The sequence below is a fragment of the Rhizobium sp. 62_C5_N11_2 genome (assembly GCF_051811185.1).
GTDB lineage: Bacteria > Pseudomonadota > Alphaproteobacteria > Rhizobiales > Rhizobiaceae > Rhizobium > Rhizobium leguminosarum.
This window is the reverse complement of record NZ_JBPWPW010000001.1, coordinates 3,824,379-3,841,631: the sequence shown is the minus strand read 5'-3', so window position 1 is coordinate 3,841,631 and position 17,253 is coordinate 3,824,379. Positions and strand designations below refer to the sequence as shown.

15 protein-coding genes are annotated in these 17,253 nt (G+C 61.8%); 11 read left to right on the top strand and 4 right to left on the bottom strand.

Features of this window, described 5'->3' with window-relative positions; translation table 11 throughout:
- The first annotated feature begins 86 nt into the window (after positions 1-86).
- Both AB8B31_RS18975 and AB8B31_RS18970 read left to right on the top strand, forming a co-directional pair.
- Positions 87-1,112: a LacI family DNA-binding transcriptional regulator gene (locus AB8B31_RS18975; protein ID WP_166480762.1), complete on the top strand. Its 1,026-nt coding sequence runs from the start codon at positions 87-89 to the stop codon at positions 1,110-1,112.
- A 63-nt stretch (positions 1,113-1,175) separates the two neighbouring features.
- Positions 1,176-2,393: an adenylate/guanylate cyclase domain-containing protein gene (locus AB8B31_RS18970; protein ID WP_018447041.1), complete on the top strand. Its 1,218-nt coding sequence runs from the start codon at positions 1,176-1,178 to the stop codon at positions 2,391-2,393.
- A 16-nt stretch (positions 2,394-2,409) separates the two neighbouring features.
- On the opposite strand, the gene AB8B31_RS18965 is transcribed toward AB8B31_RS18970, so the two are convergent.
- The 4 genes from AB8B31_RS18965 to AB8B31_RS18950 all read right to left on the bottom strand — a co-directional run bounded on the left by AB8B31_RS18965 (position 2,410) and on the right by AB8B31_RS18950 (position 5,791).
- Positions 2,410-3,189, bottom strand: a complete 780-nt coding sequence (locus AB8B31_RS18965) for an SDR family oxidoreductase (protein WP_166480763.1) — start codon at positions 3,187-3,189, stop codon at positions 2,410-2,412.
- An 82-nt stretch (positions 3,190-3,271) separates the two neighbouring features.
- A complete protein-coding gene (locus AB8B31_RS18960; protein ID WP_018447043.1) occupies positions 3,272-3,667 on the bottom strand; it encodes a DoxX family protein in 396 nt (131 codons plus the stop codon).
- A 153-nt stretch (positions 3,668-3,820) separates the two neighbouring features.
- Positions 3,821-4,969, bottom strand: coding sequence for a galactonate dehydratase (dgoD, locus tag AB8B31_RS18955; RefSeq protein WP_028734718.1), 1,149 nt, complete (start codon positions 4,967-4,969; stop codon positions 3,821-3,823).
- Between the two features lie 66 nt (positions 4,970-5,035).
- Positions 5,036-5,791 carry a FadR/GntR family transcriptional regulator gene (locus AB8B31_RS18950; RefSeq protein ID WP_003543153.1) on the bottom strand — a complete coding sequence of 252 codons (756 nt, stop codon included), beginning with the start codon at positions 5,789-5,791 and terminating at the stop codon, positions 5,036-5,038.
- 213 nt (positions 5,792-6,004) lie between these two features.
- Between AB8B31_RS18950 and AB8B31_RS18945 the strand changes: the two genes are divergently transcribed.
- The 9 genes from AB8B31_RS18945 (at position 6,005) to AB8B31_RS18905 (ending at position 17,109) form a co-directional block, all read left to right on the top strand.
- Positions 6,005-6,988, top strand: a complete 984-nt coding sequence (locus AB8B31_RS18945) for an arabinose ABC transporter substrate-binding protein (protein ID WP_028734717.1) — start codon at positions 6,005-6,007, stop codon at positions 6,986-6,988.
- 69 nt (positions 6,989-7,057) lie between these two features.
- Positions 7,058-8,563 carry an L-arabinose ABC transporter ATP-binding protein AraG gene (araG, locus tag AB8B31_RS18940; protein WP_166480764.1) on the top strand — a complete coding sequence of 502 codons (1,506 nt, stop codon included), beginning with the start codon at positions 7,058-7,060 and terminating at the stop codon, positions 8,561-8,563.
- A gap of 121 nt (positions 8,564-8,684) precedes the next feature.
- Positions 8,685-9,635, top strand: a complete 951-nt coding sequence (araH, locus tag AB8B31_RS18935) for an L-arabinose ABC transporter permease AraH (protein ID WP_018243671.1) — start codon at positions 8,685-8,687, stop codon at positions 9,633-9,635.
- Entirely contained in the window at positions 9,632-10,519 is an 888-nt protein-coding gene (locus AB8B31_RS18930; RefSeq protein ID WP_166480765.1) for an aldose 1-epimerase, read from the top strand. The genes araH and AB8B31_RS18930 overlap by 4 nt, the downstream gene beginning before the upstream one ends.
- Positions 10,520-10,522: 3 nt before the next feature.
- Entirely contained in the window at positions 10,523-11,302 is a 780-nt protein-coding gene (locus tag AB8B31_RS18925) for an SDR family oxidoreductase (protein WP_439007489.1), read from the top strand.
- A 147-nt stretch (positions 11,303-11,449) separates the two neighbouring features.
- Positions 11,450-11,881: an OsmC family protein gene (locus tag AB8B31_RS18920; protein ID WP_166480766.1), complete on the top strand. Its 432-nt coding sequence runs from the start codon at positions 11,450-11,452 to the stop codon at positions 11,879-11,881.
- Positions 11,882-12,138: 257 nt separating this feature from the next.
- Entirely contained in the window at positions 12,139-12,747 is a 609-nt protein-coding gene (locus tag AB8B31_RS18915) for a TetR family transcriptional regulator (protein ID WP_018447050.1), read from the top strand.
- Between the two features lie 49 nt (positions 12,748-12,796).
- Positions 12,797-13,936: an efflux RND transporter periplasmic adaptor subunit gene (locus AB8B31_RS18910; RefSeq protein ID WP_130653093.1), complete on the top strand. Its 1,140-nt coding sequence runs from the start codon at positions 12,797-12,799 to the stop codon at positions 13,934-13,936.
- A gap of 26 nt (positions 13,937-13,962) precedes the next feature.
- Positions 13,963-17,109, top strand: a complete 3,147-nt coding sequence (locus AB8B31_RS18905; RefSeq protein ID WP_130717952.1) for an efflux RND transporter permease subunit — start codon at positions 13,963-13,965, stop codon at positions 17,107-17,109.
- The last annotated feature ends 144 nt before the right edge of the window (positions 17,110-17,253 follow it).

Below are 17,253 nucleotides of genomic sequence, written 5' to 3'. Positions count from 1 at the left end.
CTCCCTCTTTCCGATGGGGGCACTATACGCCGCAGTGCGCGGTGATATAGATCAGAAATCCATCAAAAAACCATCAGGCCAATCGCGTGACACATCTCTTTCTCGTCAAGGACATCGCCTTCCAGGCCGGACTCAGCACCGCCACCGTCGACCGGGTGCTGAACGGCAGACCGGGTGTGCGCCGGCAGACCGAAATGCGGGTGAAGGCGGCGATCGCGGAGCTGGAGAAACAGCAGGCCGGGGCGATCGGCAGCGGCCGCGTGCTGGCGATCGATATCGTCATGGAGACGCCGCAGCGTTTCAGCGATGCGGTGCGCGCCGCCTTCGAGGCGGAGATGGCGACCTTCCTGCCCGGCGTCTTCCGCTGCAGGTTCCATTTCGCCGAGGTGATGAAGCCGGCCGAACTGGTGCAGCTTCTCGACCGCATCCGGCTGCGCGGCACGCACGGCATCGTGCTGAAGGCGCCTGACGTCGCCGAGGTGGCTGCCGCCGTGGCGCGGGCGGATGCCGCCGGCATTCCCGTGGTGACGCTGGTGACCGACTTGCCGAATTCGGCCCGTATCGCCTATGCCGGCGCCGACAACCGGGCGGCAGGAGAGACGGCCGCCTATCTGATCGGTGAATTTCTCGGGACTGATGGCGGCAAGGTGCTGGCAACGCTGTCGAGCGGACGGTTCCGCGGCGAGGAGGAGCGCGAAATCGGCTTCCGCCGGGTCATCCGCGCTCGTTATCCCGCCATCGGCATCACCGAAATCAGCGAGGGGCACGGCACCGATGCCGCGACGGGAACGCTTGCCGCGGCAGCGCTTGCGGCCGACCCCGCCATCAACGCCGTCTATTCGATCGGCGGCGGCAACCGGGCGGTGTTTGCGGCCTTCGACGCGGCCAAACGTCCCGTCCGCGTTTTCGTCGCCCATGATCTCGATGCGGACAACCGCGCCTTGCTTGCGGCGCGCCGGATCGGCTTCGTGCTGCACCACGATCTCAGGACTGATGCGCGCTCGGCCTTCAGGGCGATCATGAGCCGCGCGACTGCATTGCCGCGAACGGTTCCGCCCTCGCTTTCATCAGTCGAAATCGTCACGCCCTACAATATGCCCGCGGCCGACTGAGCCAATTCGCTTTCCTTCCATGCCGAATTCGGGCTACAGATTTGGCACGGGTGAAGGTGGAACATGGATTACAGCGACGTCAGCACGATTGCAGCCTGGATCACGGAGCAGGGACTGAAGGGCGCTTCGGAAGCCGAGCTGATGACCGGCTTCTGCTCGGCTTGCCGGGATGCCGGCCTGCCGCTCGACCGCGGTCTGGCGCTGATGGATACGCTGCATCCGGTGCATGAGGGCCGAGCCTTCCGATGGGACAGCGTCGAGGAGATCCAGACCGAGTTCGAATATGGTCCGACGATCTCGGGGGAGGCGGCGTCGAACTGGCAGCGTTCGGCCTTCTATCATCTTTGGTCTCGCAACGAGCGGGAGATCCGCCGGCGTCTCGGTTTCGGCGATCCGATCGATTTCTCTATGCTCGATACGATTGCTGAAGCCGGTCACACGGATTTCGTGGCGATGATGCATCGTTTCTCCGAGGCCGGCACGATCGGCGAGATGGATTGCTTCTTCTCGCATTTCGCGACGAAACATCCTGAGGGCTTTTCCGATCACGACCTCGCCATCCTGCGCAAGCTGGTGCCGGTGTTGGGGCTGGCGATCAAATGCATCGCGCTTGGACGTATCGCCCGCACCATCGCCGAGGTGTATCTCGGCGAGGACGCCGCGCGCCAGGTGATGGAAGGCAAGATCAGCCGCGGCAAATCGGAGCGGATTTCCGCGGCACTCTGGTTTTCCGATCTGCTGAACTACACCAAGATCTCCGACAGCGTGCCGCCGGAGGAGATCATCCCGCTGCTCAACGACTATAGCGAGGCGGTGATCACAGCGGTCCACGAGTCCGGCGGCAACGTGCTGAAGCTGATCGGCGACGGTGTGCTTGCCATCTTTAAGGGCGAGGTGCCGGCGGAGACGTGTCGTGCGGCGCTGAGCGCCGAATCGTTGCTGCGGGAAAAGCTCACCACGCTGAATGCCGCGCGTGCGGCCGACGGCCGGGCGACGACCGACGTCTATATCGGCCTGCATATCGGCGATGTCTTCTACGGCAATATCGGCAGCCAGGACCGGTTGGACTTCACCGTCATCGGACCTGCCGTCAACGAGGTCAGCCGGATCGCCTCGATGTGTCGTTCCGTCGATCTCAACCTGTTGATCTCCTCCGATTTCGCCGCGGCGATACCGGAGCAGCAGCGTACCGCACTCGCCTGCGTCGGACGCTATGCGTTGCGCGGCGTGCAGCGCGCGCAGGAACTGTATACTCTCGACAGCGCCCGGCTGAACAGCTGAGTTCCTGACTGCAAGGCTATCGCAACAGGCCCTGGCCGCCGTCGATCCAGATCGGCGTACCGGTGATGTGTCGAGCGCGGTCGGATGCAAGGAAGAGGATTGTTTCGGCGACGTCCTCGCTCTTGCCTGCCTTGCCGCCGGCAATCGGAATATCCCCCTGCGGCCAGATGACCGGAACCTCCGTCTCCTCGCGATGGCGGCTGTCAGTATTGGCGCTGATATTAGTCTCGATCTCGCCCGGGCAGACGGCATTGACGCGGATGCCGTGTCGGCCGAGTTCGAGGGCGAGCTGCTGGACGATGGCGACCTGGCCCGCCTTGGTTGCGGTGTAGGCGGTGGCGCCCGGGGTGGTGAAGGTGCGGGTGCCATTGATCGAGGAGACGACGATGATCGAGCCGCCGTGGCGCTTCAGATGCGGAACCGTCAGATGCAGGGTCAGATAGGTGCCGCGCAGATTGACGGCGATCGTCTTGTCCCATTCTTCCGGTTTCAGATCGTCGATCGGCGCCCAGACACCGTTGATCCCCGCATTGGCGACAACGATGTCGAGGCCGTCGAAGGTGTTGGTCAGTTGCTCCACGGCGCCCCGCATTTGAGCTTCGTCGCTGGTATCTGCCGTCAACGCGATCGACTGGCCGCCGGCGGCCTTGATCTCGGCGCAGGTCTTTTCGACCTCTTCGGCGGTGCGGCTCAACGCTGCGACCCTTGCTCCCTCGGCGGCGAGCCGTAAGGCGGCCGCCTTGCCGATGCCCGAACCGGCGCCTGTCACCAATGCGATTTTTCCCTTCAGCTCCATGGGCGGGCTCTCCTTGCCGTTTTGCCGACATGCCAACTGTTCGGCGCGGCAGTTGGTTCCGGAAGGAGGCGGGTCGTCGCAGTTATCTTAGAAGCGTTTGCTTCAACGCCCATTTCTCCGGCCCGTGGACCGCCGCAAAGAGCAGTCCGGCGAGGAAGGTAAAGTGATCGATGAAGAAACCGAACTCGGCCTGGTTCTGCTGCCAATGGGATGGGCCGTGGAAGGCGAAAGCGAGGAAGATCACATAGATGCCTGCGAGCAGGCTGGCCTCGGTGAAGAAGGCTCCTGATATAAAGGCGAGCGCCAGTGCGATCTCGAAGAAGGCGGCGATCCAGGTAAGGAACGTCGCCATCGGAAAGCCGGCGGCGGTGATATAGCCTGCCGTCGCGCCGATATCGGCGAACTTGAAACCGGCCGCCATGAAAAAGATGAAACTGAAGATGATGCGGGCGACGATGATTGCAATTGCTCTGGCCATTCTGAAATCTCCTCTTTGAGCTTCCACTATGACGGACAGGACACGTGATATCCTACACGGGGAATGAAAAAGGGCCGCTTGCGCGACCCTGTCACTTTGAATTGCGCATAATCCTTTCCGAAAGTCGGTTCCGATTTTCGGGGCTATGCGCTCTCACCATTCGGCAAAGCTGCCGTCGGCATGCCGCCAGATCGGGTTGCGCCAGCGGTGACCTTCCTTGGCGCGCTCCATGACATAGGCTTCGTCGACCTCGATGCCAAGACCCGGACCCTGCGGGATCGAGACGAAACCATCGGCATAGTGGAACACCTCCTTGTTGGAGATGTAGTCGAGGATGTCGTTGCCCTTGTTGTAGTGGATTCCGAGGCTCTGTTCCTGGATGAAGGCGTTATAGCTGACGGCATCGACCTGCAGGCAGGCGGCGAGCGCGATCGGGCCCAGCGGGCAATGCGGCGCCAGCGCCACGTCATAGGCTTCGGCCATCGCCGCGATCTTGCGGCATTCGGTGATGCCGCCGGCATGGGAGAGATCCGGCTGGATGATGTCGACGTAGCCGTCGGACAGAACCTGCTTGAAGTCCCAGCGCGAAAAGAGCCGTTCACCGAGCGCGATCGGCGTCGAGGTATGGTTGACGATATCGCGCAGCGCTTCCTTGTTTTCGGAAAGCACCGGCTCTTCGATGAACATCAGCTTGTAAGGGTCGAGCTCCCTCGCGAGAACCTTCGCCATCGGCTTGTGCACGCGGCCGTGGAAATCGACGCCGATGCCGATATGCGGGCCGATCGCCTCGCGGATGGCGGCGATGGTCTCGACCGCCTTCTCCACCTTTTCGTTGGTGTCGACGATCTGCATTTCCTCGCAGCCATTGAGCTTGATCGCCTTGAAGCCACGGGCAACCACCTCCTTGGCATTGTTGGCGACATCCGAAGGACGGTCGCCGCCAATCCAGGAATAGACCTTGATACGGTCGCGGAGCTGGCCACCGAGCAGGGAGTGGATCGGCTGGCCGAGCGCTTTGCCCTTGATGTCCCACAGCGCCTGGTCGATGCCCGAGATCGCGCTCATGTGGACGGCGCCGCCGCGATAGAAGCCGCCGCGATACATCACGGTCCAGTGGTCTTCGATGAGGAAAGGATCCTTGCCGATCAGGTAGTCTTCCAGCTCATGGACGGCGGCCTGAACGGTGAGCGCACGGCCTTCGACGACCGGTTCGCCCCAGCCAATGATGCCCTCGTCGGTCTCGACCTTCAAAAACAACCAGCGCGGGGGAACGATATAGGTGGTGAGTTTGGTGATCTTCATCGCTGTTCTTTCAGTCTCTTCCCGGGTTTGCGATCGACGGCGCGTTCGCAGATTTGTGGTGATCCGTCATTTCGTTCTGCCGATCGCTTTTTCGGCGGCGGCTAGATCGCGCACCGCAAGATCGAGCATGCGGTTGGCGCATTCACGGGCTCCCGCCTTGTCGCGCATGCGCAGGGCCTCGACCAACTGACCGTGAACGAGCACCGCATCCTCGCGATTCTCGACGCCGATATTGGAGGCATGCAGCGCATATTTCAGCGCCGCGTGAATGGCGCTCGACAGGCGGCGGAAGACCTGATTGTGGCTGGCGGTGAGCAGCACCGTGTGGAACATGACGTCGGCATCGGTGAAGCTTTCCGGGTCGCGGGCGCTGTCGCGCATCTGCCGCCAGGCATTGTCGAGATCGGCGATCTCCTGGGCGCTGGCGCGCTCGGCGGCATATTCGGCGGCTGCCGGCTCGATGGTGCGGCGGGCTTCGAGAATGCAGCCGAGCAGGTCGAAATCCTTGATATACGGACCCATCCATTCAAGCACGTCAGCGTCGAGGATATTCCAGTCGTCCTTATCGCAGACGGTGGTTCCGATGCGTGGCTTGCCACGGACAAGGCCTTTGGATTCCAGCACTTTCAGCGATTCGCGAATGACGGTGCGGCTGACGCCGTAGAGCTCGCAGAGATCGTTCTCGCGGGGCAGCGGCGAGCCCGCGGGATAGCGGTCCGCACAGATATCCTGAGCGATCGCCGCCGTGACGTTGCGGCGTACGCGCGGGCGGCGCTCGATGCGGCGGCTTTCGGCCCCGCTCTGTCGCTCGATTGTTTCCAACTCACCTCTCCGCTCTGTCTCGCGTGCTAGGCAATCGAACCTGATTATCCGAATTCGATCCGCTTTGCGACGCTTCCTCCCGGCATCTCGTCAATAATCCTATTATTCCAATCATCATACATTGGCAATTGACTGGTATGATGATTTGTCATAATTCATTGGACGTTGCCTGGGAGGCAGCTGCTCGGTTTTTGAGAGTTTAGGGAGAGAGACATGCGCTTGTTCAAAGCAGCCATTCTGGCTGGCACTTTCGCCATTCTGGCAGCCGGCTCGGCATTTTCCGCGGACGTCAAGATAGGGTTCATCGTCAAGCAGCCTGAGGAGCCGTGGTTCCAGGACGAATGGAAATTCGCCGATCAGGCCGCAAAGGACAAAGGCTTCACCGTCGTCAAGATCGGCGCCGAAGACGGCGAGAAGGTCCAATCGGCGATCGACAATCTCGGCGCTCAGGGTGCGCAGGGCTTCATCATCTGCACGCCGGACGTCAAGCTCGGCCCCGGCATCGTCGCCAAGGCCGAAGCCAACCAGCTGAAGCTGATGACGGTCGACGACCGCCTCGTCAGCGCCGACGGCAAGCCGCTGGAAGACGTGCCGCATATGGGCATTTCAGCCACCAAGATCGGCGAGACCGTCGGCCAGGCGATCGTCGACGAAATCAAGAAGCGCGGCTGGGACATGAAGAATGTCGGCGCCGTGCGGGTCTCCTATGACCAGCTGCCGACCGCTGTCGACCGCGTCGAAGGTGCGATCTCTGTGCTGAAGTCCGCCGGTTTCCCGGCCGAAAACATCTATGATGCGCCACAGGCGAAGACGGATACGGAAGCAGCGCTCAACGCGGCGACCACCGTTCTCAACAAGCATGCCGACGTGAAATACTGGGTCGCCTTCGGCCTCAACGATGAAGCCGTCCTCGGCGCCGTCCGTGCATCCGAATCGGTCGGCATTCCGGCGACGAACGTCATCGGTGTCGGCATCGGCGGTGCGGAATCGGCGATCAATGAATTCAAGAAGCCGGCGGCAACGGGCTTCTTCGGCACCGTCATCATCTCGCCGAAGCGTCACGGCTACGAGACGGCGCTCAACATGTACGACTGGATCGCCAACGACAAGGAGCCGGCAAAGCTGACGCTGACCTCGGGTTCCCTGGCGCTGCGCGACGATTACGAAAAGGTCCGCAAGGATCTTGGCATCGAGTGATCGTCCTTCCAAGATGATATCGTCCGGCGGCCGCGTAGCGTGCCGCCGGTCTTTCTCGACGGAGCGAAGATGGCTTTCCTCGAATTCAGCAATATCTCCAAGGGTTATCCCGGCGTGCAGGCGCTGGCGAATGTTTCCTTCACGGTCGAGAAGGGCGCCGTCCACGGCCTGATGGGCGAAAACGGTGCCGGTAAATCGACGCTGATCCGGGTACTGTCGGGCGATCAGGCCGCCGATCGCGGCAACATCCTCATCGACGGCGAGGAGCAGAAATACGGCTCCGTCCGCGACGCCTTCCATGCCGGCGTCATCGTCATCCATCAGGAACTGCAACTCGTTCCAGAGTTGACGGTCGCCGAAAATCTCTGGCTCGGACGCTTTCCGGCCAAGGGCGGTGTCATCCATTCGAAGGCGCTGATCGAGACGGTGCGGTCGAAGCTCGAGGAGATCGGCATCGATGTCGATCCGTCGGCCAAGGTCGCCTCGCTTTCGATCGGTGCGCGGCAGATGGTCGAGATCGCCAAGGCCGTCATGCTCGATGCGCGGGTGATTGCGCTCGACGAGCCGACCTCCTCGCTTTCCTCCCGCGAAAGCGAAATCCTGTTTTCGCTCATCGACAGGCTGAAGGCGAAGGGAACGGTCATTCTCTACGTCTCCCATCGCCTCGACGAGATCTTCCGCCTTTGCGACAGCCTGACGGTGCTGCGCGACGGCAAACTTGCCGCCCACCATCCTCAGATCGCCGAAACCACGCGCGAGCAGATCATCTCGGAAATGGTCGGACGCGAGATCAGCAATGTCTGGGGATGGCGCGAACGCGCGCTCGGCGACGTACGGTTGGAGGCCAAGGGCCTGTCGGGGCCGAGGCTGCGTCATCCGATCAGCTTTTCCGTCCGCCAGGGCGAAATTCTCGGTTTCTTCGGCCTGATCGGCGCCGGCCGCAGCGAGATGGCGCGGCTGCTTTACGGCGCCGACACCAGACATCAGGGCCAGGTCACGATCGACGGCGTAGCCGTTGCGCCTAACAATCCGAAAGCGGCGATCAATGCCGGCATGGTGCTTTGCCCCGAGGACCGCAAGTTCGACGGCATCGTCCAAGGGCGATCGATCGAGGAGAATATCGCGATCTCGTCGCGCCGGCATTTTTCGCCTTTCGGCATTCTGAGCCCGAGACAAGAGGCGGCGCTGGCGGATCGGTTCATCGCCAAGCTTCGGGTGCGGACGCCCTCGCGCAAGCAGGACATCATCAACCTCTCGGGCGGCAACCAGCAGAAGGTCATTCTCGGCCGCTGGTTGTCCGAGCAGGGCATCAAGGTCCTGGTCATCGACGAGCCGACACGCGGCATCGATGTCGGGGCGAAATCGGAAATCTACGAAATCCTCTACGAGCTTGCGGCCGGCGGCATGGCGATCGTGGTCATATCAAGCGAGTTGCCCGAAGTCATGGGCATTTCCGATCGCATCATGGTGATGTGCCAGGGCAGGGTGGCGGCCAATGTCACCCGCCAGGATTTCGACGAGCGCAACATCCTGACGGCAGCGCTTCCCGACAAGAATGCCGCAGGCACCATTTAGAGCGGTTCAGCTTTTCATGGAAACGCAGAACCGCTCTAACTTTTTGTTTTTACGCAATTCCGGACGGAAAACCGCTTCGCACTTTTCCTGAAATTGCTCTAGGACCAGGAATATACGGACGATGAATTCGTTGAAAAAAATCCTTCTCGGCGAACAGGGGCTGGTGGTGATCTTCGCTGCCGCCTTCGTGATCGTCTCGCTCTTCGTTCCGAACTTCCTGACCGAGCGAAACATGCTGGGGCTGCTGCAATCGGTCGTCACGATCGGCATCGTCGCCTGCACGATGATGTTCTGCCTGGCATCGCGCGATTTCGACCTTTCGGTCGGATCGATCGTCGCCTTCTCCGGCATGATCGCGGTGATGGTCTCGAATGCGACAGGCTCCATTCCCGTCGGGCTGCTCGCCGCCCTGCTGTGCGGCGCCGTCGTCGGCCTCGTCAATGGTATCGTCATTGCGCGTTTTCGGGTCAATGCACTGATCACCACGCTTGCGACCATGCAGATCGTGCGCGGGCTGGCGCTGATCGCGTCCGATGGCCGCGCCGTCGGCATCAACGATCCCGATTTCTACCAGCTTGCTCTGTCGCGCTTCCTGACCGTGCCGACGCCGATCTGGATCATGCTGATCCTTTTCATCCTCTTCGGGTTCGTGCTCAACCGCACCGTCTTCGGCAAGAACACGCTGGCGATCGGTGGCAATCCGGAAGCCTCGCGGCTTGCCGGCGTCAACGTCGTCAACATGCGCATCTGGATCTTTGCGCTGCAGGGGCTCGTCTGCGGCATTGCCGGCATCCTGCTTGCCTCGCGCATCACTTCCGGCCAGCCGAATGCGGCGACAGGGCTTGAGCTTTCGGTGATTTCGGCCTGCGTTCTCGGCGGTGTTTCGCTGGCCGGCGGCCGAGCGGCGATGAGCGGTGTCATCGTCGGCGTGCTGATCATGGGCATTGCCGAAAACGTCATGAACCTCTTGAATATCCAGGCGTTCTATCAGTATGTCGTGCGCGGGCTGATCCTGCTGATCGCAGTGCTGCTCGATAATTTGAGGTCTTCGGCTGCGGGGCGACGTGGATGAACCAAGGACGAGCCGGAGACGACATCGAGCTGGGGCACGGCGATCTCTCCGTCCGGGTCAGCCGTCGGGGTGCCGCCGTCACCGCCGCGACTTATCGCGGCATGCCCTTTCTCGTGGCGGCCGGCGGGCCGGAGGGAGCGATGGCGAATTTCGCGATGGTGCCGTTCGGCAATCGCGTGGAAGGCAACACCATGTCCTTTGCCGGACGCGACTATGGCTTCCAACCGAATGCTTCCGATCCGCTCTATCTCCACGGTGACGGCTGGCTCAGCCTCTGGCAGCTTGAAGACGCCAGCGCGGAGCATGCGCAGTTCTGCTTTTCCCGCAGCGCCGACAGGGTTTCACCTTATGCCTATCTTACGCGGCAAGAGATCCGTCTCGCCGGCGATGCACTGGTGCTGAGGCTTTCCGTGGAAAACCGCGGCGATACGGCTCTTCCCTTCGGGCTCGGTCAACATCCCTTCTTCGCGCGCACGCCAAAGACACGACTGGCGATTGCTGCCGATCGCTATTGGAGCGAGCGGCCGGACCATCTGCCAGAGATGCCCGGCCCTGTGCCTGGTTATTTCGATTTCAGATCTGAGACGCTTTTACCGCAGAGATGGATGAACAATGCCTTCGAGGGTTGGAATGGGCGGGCTGTTATCACCTGGCCGGAACTTGGAATCCGGGCGGCGTTGGAAGCCGACGGTGCGCTCGATCGCTTCATGCTGTATATGCCGGTCAACCGGAGCGATTTCTTCTGCCTCGAGCCGATGAGCCATCTGCCGAACGGGCATCACCTTCCTGATTTCGGTGGGCTCACGCCGCTTGCGCCAGGTGAGGCGCTTGCCGGCACAGTGACGATCCTGATGTCGACGCTGCCGGTTCAACCGAAGGGGTGATAGATGAGCAGCCGTCTGCAGGGCAAGAACATCCTGATAACCGGTGCTGCGCAGGGTATCGGCCTTGCGATGGCGAAGGCTTTCATGCGGGAGGATGCCGCCGTCTTTCTCGTCGATCGCGATGGGGCGCTGCTGGCGCAGGCGGCGAAAGAGCTCCAGCGCAGCGGCGGCCGGCTCGGTTATCTGCCGGCCGATATTACCGATGCCGGAACGATCACGACGTTGGTGGCTCAGGCGAATGAAGAGATCGGACAGCTGAACGCGCTCGTCAACAATGCCGGGGTCAATGTCTTTGCCGAACCGCTCGCGACGACGGACGAGGAATGGAACCGCTGCTTCGACATCAATCTGAAGGGCGCATGGAACTGCTGCAAGGCGGTGCTGCCGGGCCTCATCGAACAGGGTGGCGGCGTCATCCTCAACATCGCCTCAACGCATGCCTTCACGATCATCCCGCACACATTTCCCTATCCGCTGGCAAAACACGCGCTGCTCGGGATGACAAAATCCCTGGGGCTCGAATATGCGGCCCGCAATATCCGGGTGAACGCGCTGGCGCCGGGCTATGTCTCGACGCAGAAGGTGATCGGTTACTGGAACAGCTTTCCCGATCCGGAGGCGGCGAGGGCCGAGACGATGAAACTGCATCCCGGCGGGCGCATCGCGACGCCGGAGGAGATTGCCATGGCGGCCGTGTTCATGATCTCAGACGAGTGCCCGTTCATCAATGCCACCTGCCTGACGATCGACGGCGGCCTCAGCGTGCTGCAGCATCCCGCTTGAAGGGCTTCGATCCCGCTATTTTTACAAGCCTGTCGTCTTCTCGGGATAGAGCATTATATTGCCCATCGGGAAGGCTATCTGATCTCCCGCAGGCATGGAGCGGCCCCTGCCGCTTTCTGAAAGCACAATCGAAAACAGGAGGACGGCATGCAGATCAATCGTACGGCTTCGGCTCATTGGACCGGTGGCCTCAAGGACGGAAAAGGCCTGATCTCGACGCAGAGCGGCGCCCTGAAGGATTATCCCTACGGCTTTGCGAGCCGCTTCGAAGGCGTCGCCGGCACCAACCCGGAAGAACTGATCGGTGCCGCCCATGCCGGCTGCTTCACCATGGCGCTGTCGTTGATCCTCGGTGAAGCCGGCTTTACCGCCGAGCATATGGAAACCTCTGCCAAGGTAACGCTCGAAAGCGTCGAGGGCGGCTTTGCCATCACCGCCATCCATCTTTCGCTCTCCGGCCGTATTCCCGGTGCCGATGAGGCGACCTTCAACGAACTCGCCAACAAGGCAAAGGCCGGCTGCCCGGTTTCCAAGGCGCTTGCCTCGGTTCCGATCACACTCGACGTCAAGATCGTCTGATTTCCCTGCTGCCGGCGATGAGGTGCCGCGCGCGTTCGCGTCGCGGCACTTTTCAATTGCGTTCGATGTCCATCATTCAGCCGCTCCAAATCCTCACATCCAATGAATTCGTGGTGCGCCGACCGGCGCTAGCCGCTCGAACGAGCACAGCCGACCCGAACCTATACTGCGCTCCGGGATGTTGACAAGTGACGCCTGATATTTTACGACTGACGAAATTCAAAATTCGTCAGTCGTAATTCGAGGCATCGAAAGTCATGGACGAGATCGCGGAAAACACGCTCGACGTCACCCGGCAGGAGAATGTCACACGCATTCTCGACGCGGCCGAACGGCTGTTTCGGCACTATGGCTACAGCAAGACGACGGTGGCCGACATTGCCCGCGATCTCGGCATGTCGCCCGCCAATATATATCGTTTCTTCGCCTCCAAGGTGGAAATCCACCAGGCGCTCTGCGGGCGCATGCTCGCCACCGCTTATCAAATCGCCTACGACATCCGCCATCAGCCTATCAGCGCCAGCGAGCGGCTGCGCCGCTATGTCGAGACCCAGCATCAGTTGACGCTCGATCTGATGCTCGACGAGATGAAGGTGCACGAGATGATCATCGTCGCGATCGAGCGCGACTGGCATGTCATCGAAAAGCATATCGACCGTGTTCATGATCTCATTGCCGAAATCATCGCCGAAGGCATTGCAGCCGGGGAATTCGCCGAGCAGGACCCGGTCGTTGCCTCGCGCTGCTTCGGTGCGGCGACGATCAATCTCTGCCATCCGCAGATGGTGGCGCAATGTCTTGCCAAAACGAACCGCGCAAGCGTCGACGAACTGATCGACTACGTGATCAGGGCGCTGAAGAAATAATGGACGGCAGCCGCCGTCGGAACCCCGAAACGATCCAGGAGTGCGGAAGATGTTTTCGCTCAAGACCCTCAGCCATCGCATGCCGTCCGTCGCCAGTCTCGTGCTCGTCGGCGCCATCGGCATCGGCGTTTCCGCCTGCTCGGAAGAGAAGGCTGAGGTCAAGGAAGTCATCCGGCCGGTGAAGGTCGTCGAGATCGCCAAGGCCGGCGACACCCGCAAGCTCGACTATTCCGGCTCGGTCAAGGCGCGTACGGAGATGAACCTCGGCTTTCGCGTTGCTGGCAAGATCACCGAACGCCTCGTCGATATCGGCGACAAGGTGAAACCGGGCGACGTGCTCGCTCGGATGGACTCCACCGATTACCAGCTGGCGGTCAAGACGGCGGAAGCCAATCTCGCAGCCGCTGAAAAGGGCGTCGAAACCGCCGATCTCGTGAACAAGCGCAATCAGCAGCTCTTCGACAAGAATGTTTCGCCGAAATCCCAACTCGAGCAAGCCTCGCTCAGTTACGATCAGGCCGTTTCAAGCCGCGATGCCGCCGTCTCGGCACTCGATCAGGCGAAGAACCAGGTGAGTTATGCGGAGCTGAAGGCCGACCACAACGGGATTGTCACGACGATCAATGCCGATGTCGGCCAAGTCGTTGCGTCGGGCACTCCCGTCGTCGCCGTTGCCGTCGACGGCGAAAAGGAAGTGCAGATCGCCGTTCCGGAAAATGACATTGCGGAATTCAAGCCGGGCAAAACGGTCAAGGCAAGCTTCTGGGCCGACGACAGGCTGGTGCTCGACGGCAAGGTGCGGGAGGTTTCCGGAAGCGCCGACCAGCAGTCGCGCACCTTTGCGGTCCGGGTGAGCCTGCCGAACGATCCGCGCGTTTTGCTCGGCATGACGGCGACGATCGAGGCCGATGTCAGCAACAGCAACAGCTATGTCTCGATCCCGCTCAGTGCCCTGGCTGAAAAGGACGGCAAGCAGATGGTCTGGACCGTCGACCGCGACACGGCGACCGTGCATGGCCGCGACATCAAGGTCGCCGATTTCACCGGCGACGGCGTGCATGTGACCGAGGGTCTCGATACCGGCGATCTCGTCGTTTCGGCCGGCACGCAGTTCATGAGCGAAAACCTGAAGGTGAAGGTGCCGGATCAGCAGTCGGCCCTGGCTGCCACCGACCAGACCGTTCGCTGAACGCGCCATAAAGAGAGAACAGGACCATGGACGCCACCACCACCGAAAAGCGGCCCTTCAATCTGTCGCGCTGGGCGATCGGACATCCAAGCATCGCCCGCTTCCTCTTCGGGCTGATCATCATCACCGGCGTGCTCGGGCTGATGCGCATGGGCCAGCGCGAGGATCCGGAATTCACCTTCCGCGTCATGGTCGTTCAGGCGATCTGGCCGGGTGCTTCCATCCAGGAAATGGAAGATCAGGTCGTCAACAAGATCGAGCGCAAGCTGCAGGAAACGCCGCATATCGACTGGGTCAAGTCCTATACGCGGGCAGGCAGTGCGATCATCACATTGCAGGTCAAGGGCGACACGAATTCGCAAGAAGTGGCGGATGCCTTCTACCAGGTGCGCAAGAAGGTCGGCGACATCTCCAGCGAGCTGCCGCAGGGCCTGCTCGGCCCGTATTTCAACGACGAGTTCGGCGATACGTTCATCACGCTGCATTCGATCAGCGGCGACGGCTATTCCTATCCGGAACTGAAGAAATTCGCGATCCAGGCGCGCGACATGCTGCTGACGACGCCGGGCGTCGAAAAGGCCGTCATCATCGGCGACCAGCCTGAGAAGATCTATATCGACGTCTCGTCGAAGGCGCTCGCCGAGCGCGGCCTGACGATCCTCGATCTACAGAACGCCATCAAGGGCCAGAATAATGTCGATCCGGCCGGCTCGGTCGATACCGGCCTGCGCTCGGTGCGCATATCGGTCGAAGGCGACGTGAAGAAGGCGGCCGATATCCGCGAGCTGCGCCTTCGCGCCGGCGGCCAGGTGACGCGCCTCGGCGATATCGCCACCGTCAGTTCCGGGCTCGAAGATCCCTACCAGCGCAAGTACCGTTTCAACGGCCACGACAGCGTTCAGGTCGGCGTCGTGATGGCCAAGGGCTTTAATGTAACCGATGTCGGCAAGGGTGTTGAGGCGACCTATCAGCGTTTCGAAGAGGCGCTGCCCTACGGCGTCGCCGTCGATCAGATCGCCAACCAGCCGGACGTGGTGACCGATGCGGTTAGCGAATTCATGCATGCACTCGGCGAAGCTCTCATCATCGTGCTGGTCGTCTCGTTCGTGTCGATCGGCTGGCGATCGGGCCTCGTCATCGCAATTGCCATTCCGCTGGTGCTGGCCGCCACCTTCGCGCTAATGTACGAACTCGGCATCGACCTGCAGCGCATCTCGCTCGGCGCACTGATCATCGCGCTCGGCCTGCTTGTCGACGATGCAATGATCGTCGTCGAGATGATGGAGCGAAAGCTGGAGGAGGGGCTCGTCAAGATCGACGCGGCAAGCTTCGCTTATTCCTCAACCGCCTTCCCAATGCTGACCGGCACGCTGATCACCACGGCCGGCTTCATCCCGGTCGGCTTCGCCGCCTCGACGGCCGGCGAATATGTGCGCTCGCTGTTCTACGTCGTCGGCATCGCGCTTGTCACCTCGTGGTTCGTCGCGGTCTACTTCACGCCGTGGCTCGGCTATATGATCCTCAAGCAGCGCCATCACGCCGGCGAGCATCGCGACGCCTTCGACACCGGCTTCTATCGCAGGCTGCGCGGCACGGTCAGCTGGGCGGTGCGCCACCGCGTCATCGTGCTGCTGCTGACGCTCGGCACCTTCGTCACCAGCCTCTGGGCCTTCCAGTTCATTCCGCAGAATTTCTTCCCGCAATCCTCGCGGCCGGAAATCCTCGTCGATCTCTGGCTGCCCGAGGGCACCAGCATCAAGGAAGTCGAGGTGCAGGCAAAGGCGCTCGAAGCCAAGATGATGGATGATCCCGACAAGCGGTTCATCGCTACCTATATCGGCGAAGGCGCGCCGCGCTTCTTCCTGCCGCTCGACCAGCAGCTGCGCAATCCGAACTTCGCCCAGCTGCTCGTCATGGCCAATGACGAACCGGCGCGCGAGCGGCTGATCGTCAAGCTGCGGACGATCCTTGCGGAAGACTTCCCCGATATTCGCGGCAAGGTCGACCGCCTCTTCCTCGGTCCGCCGACCGGCTGGCCGGTGCAGATGCGCGTCATGGGGCCTGACCGCCAGGAAGTCAGGGAGATCGCCAACCAGGTAAAGGCGCGCTTCCAGGCCAATCCAATGCTCGGCGCCATCCATGACGACTGGCTGGAAGAGGTGCCGGCGATGAAGCTGGTGATCGACCAGGATCGCGCCCGGGCACTTGGCGTCTCCTCGCAGCGTGTCCGTCAGATGCTGCAGACCGCCATGTCAGGGGCTGCGCTCGACGATTTCCGCGACGGCGAGGAGACGGTTTCGATCGTCGCCCGCGAGCCGGATGCCAGCCGTTCGCTGCTGTCGGCGGTCAACTCGGTCTATGTCCCGACGGATTTCGGCGGCTTCGTGCCGGTCTCGCAGGTTGCCAAGGTCGTGCCCGTCATGGAGCAGGGCATCGAATGGCGGCGCGACAGGCTGCCGACGATCACCGTGCGCGCCACGTTGCCTGACGATGTGCAGCCGAACGACGTGGTGATGAAGATGTATGCCGACATGAAGGACCTGCGCGACAGCCTGCCAGCCGGCTACAAGGTCGAGATCCAGGGCGGCGCCGAGGATGCAGCGGAAAGCCAGATGTCGATCGCCGCCAAGGCGCCGATCATGCTCGCCGTCATCATCGTGCTGCTGATGGTGCAGCTGCAGCATTTCGGCAAGGCGATGCTGGTGCTCGCCACCGGACCGCTTGGAATCATCGGTGCGGCGGCCGCATTGCTGATCAGCGGCGCGCCCTTCGGCTTCGTGGCGATCCTCGGCGTCATCGCGCTGCTCGGTATCATCATGCGCAATTCGATCATCCTGGTCGACCAGATCGACCAGGATATCAAGGCCGGCATGCACCGGCAGGAGGCGATCGTCGGCGCGGCCGTGCGCCGTTTCCGGCCGATCATGCTGACGGCCCTGACCGCCGTGCTGGCGCTGATCCCGATCTCGCGCGGTGTCTTCTGGGGTCCGCTCGCCTACGCGATGATGGGCGGCATTCTGGTTGCGACCGTGCTTACCATTCTGGTTCTGCCCGCCGGTTACGCCCTTTTCTTCGGCCGAGAGCCGAAGGCAAAGGACGAGCCAGGCCGGCATGCCGACGCCATCCAGGAAGAGGCGGATGACAGACATCCGCCGGCGTTGGCAGCTGAGTGAGGACGGCGCGGCGAAGGCCGCGCCGTTTTCCTCTTCGGCCGTCGATTCCCATCAAAACAGGCCGCTGCTGAACCCGCGGGGCCCATCAGGCAGCCTTTGAACGGTTCTCATCGCTGCTCGCCCGCCCTGAGCCTGCGCGCCGAT

Bases quoted from the DNA above. Each gene is read 5' to 3' on its own strand.
- AB8B31_RS18970 (WP_018447041.1), top strand. From the start codon at position 1,176: ATGGATTACAGCGACGTCAGCACGATTGCAGCCTGGATCACGGAGCAG.
- AB8B31_RS18965 (WP_166480763.1), bottom strand. From the start codon at position 3,189: ATGGAGCTGAAGGGAAAAATCGCATTGGTGACAGGCGCCGGTTCGGGC.
- AB8B31_RS18960 (WP_018447043.1), bottom strand. From the start codon at position 3,667: ATGGCCAGAGCAATTGCAATCATCGTCGCCCGCATCATCTTCAGTTTC.
- dgoD (WP_028734718.1), bottom strand. From the start codon at position 4,969: ATGAAGATCACCAAACTCACCACCTATATCGTTCCCCCGCGCTGGTTG.
- AB8B31_RS18945 (WP_028734717.1), top strand. From the start codon at position 6,005: ATGCGCTTGTTCAAAGCAGCCATTCTGGCTGGCACTTTCGCCATTCTG.
- araG (WP_166480764.1), top strand. From the start codon at position 7,058: ATGGCTTTCCTCGAATTCAGCAATATCTCCAAGGGTTATCCCGGCGTG.
- araH (WP_018243671.1), top strand. From the start codon at position 8,685: ATGAATTCGTTGAAAAAAATCCTTCTCGGCGAACAGGGGCTGGTGGTG.
- AB8B31_RS18930 (WP_166480765.1), top strand. From the start codon at position 9,632: ATGAACCAAGGACGAGCCGGAGACGACATCGAGCTGGGGCACGGCGAT.
- AB8B31_RS18925 (WP_439007489.1), top strand. From the start codon at position 10,523: ATGAGCAGCCGTCTGCAGGGCAAGAACATCCTGATAACCGGTGCTGCG.
- AB8B31_RS18920 (WP_166480766.1), top strand. From the start codon at position 11,450: ATGCAGATCAATCGTACGGCTTCGGCTCATTGGACCGGTGGCCTCAAG.
- AB8B31_RS18915 (WP_018447050.1), top strand. From the start codon at position 12,139: ATGGACGAGATCGCGGAAAACACGCTCGACGTCACCCGGCAGGAGAAT.
- AB8B31_RS18910 (WP_130653093.1), top strand. From the start codon at position 12,797: ATGTTTTCGCTCAAGACCCTCAGCCATCGCATGCCGTCCGTCGCCAGT.
- AB8B31_RS18905 (WP_130717952.1), top strand. From the start codon at position 13,963: ATGGACGCCACCACCACCGAAAAGCGGCCCTTCAATCTGTCGCGCTGG.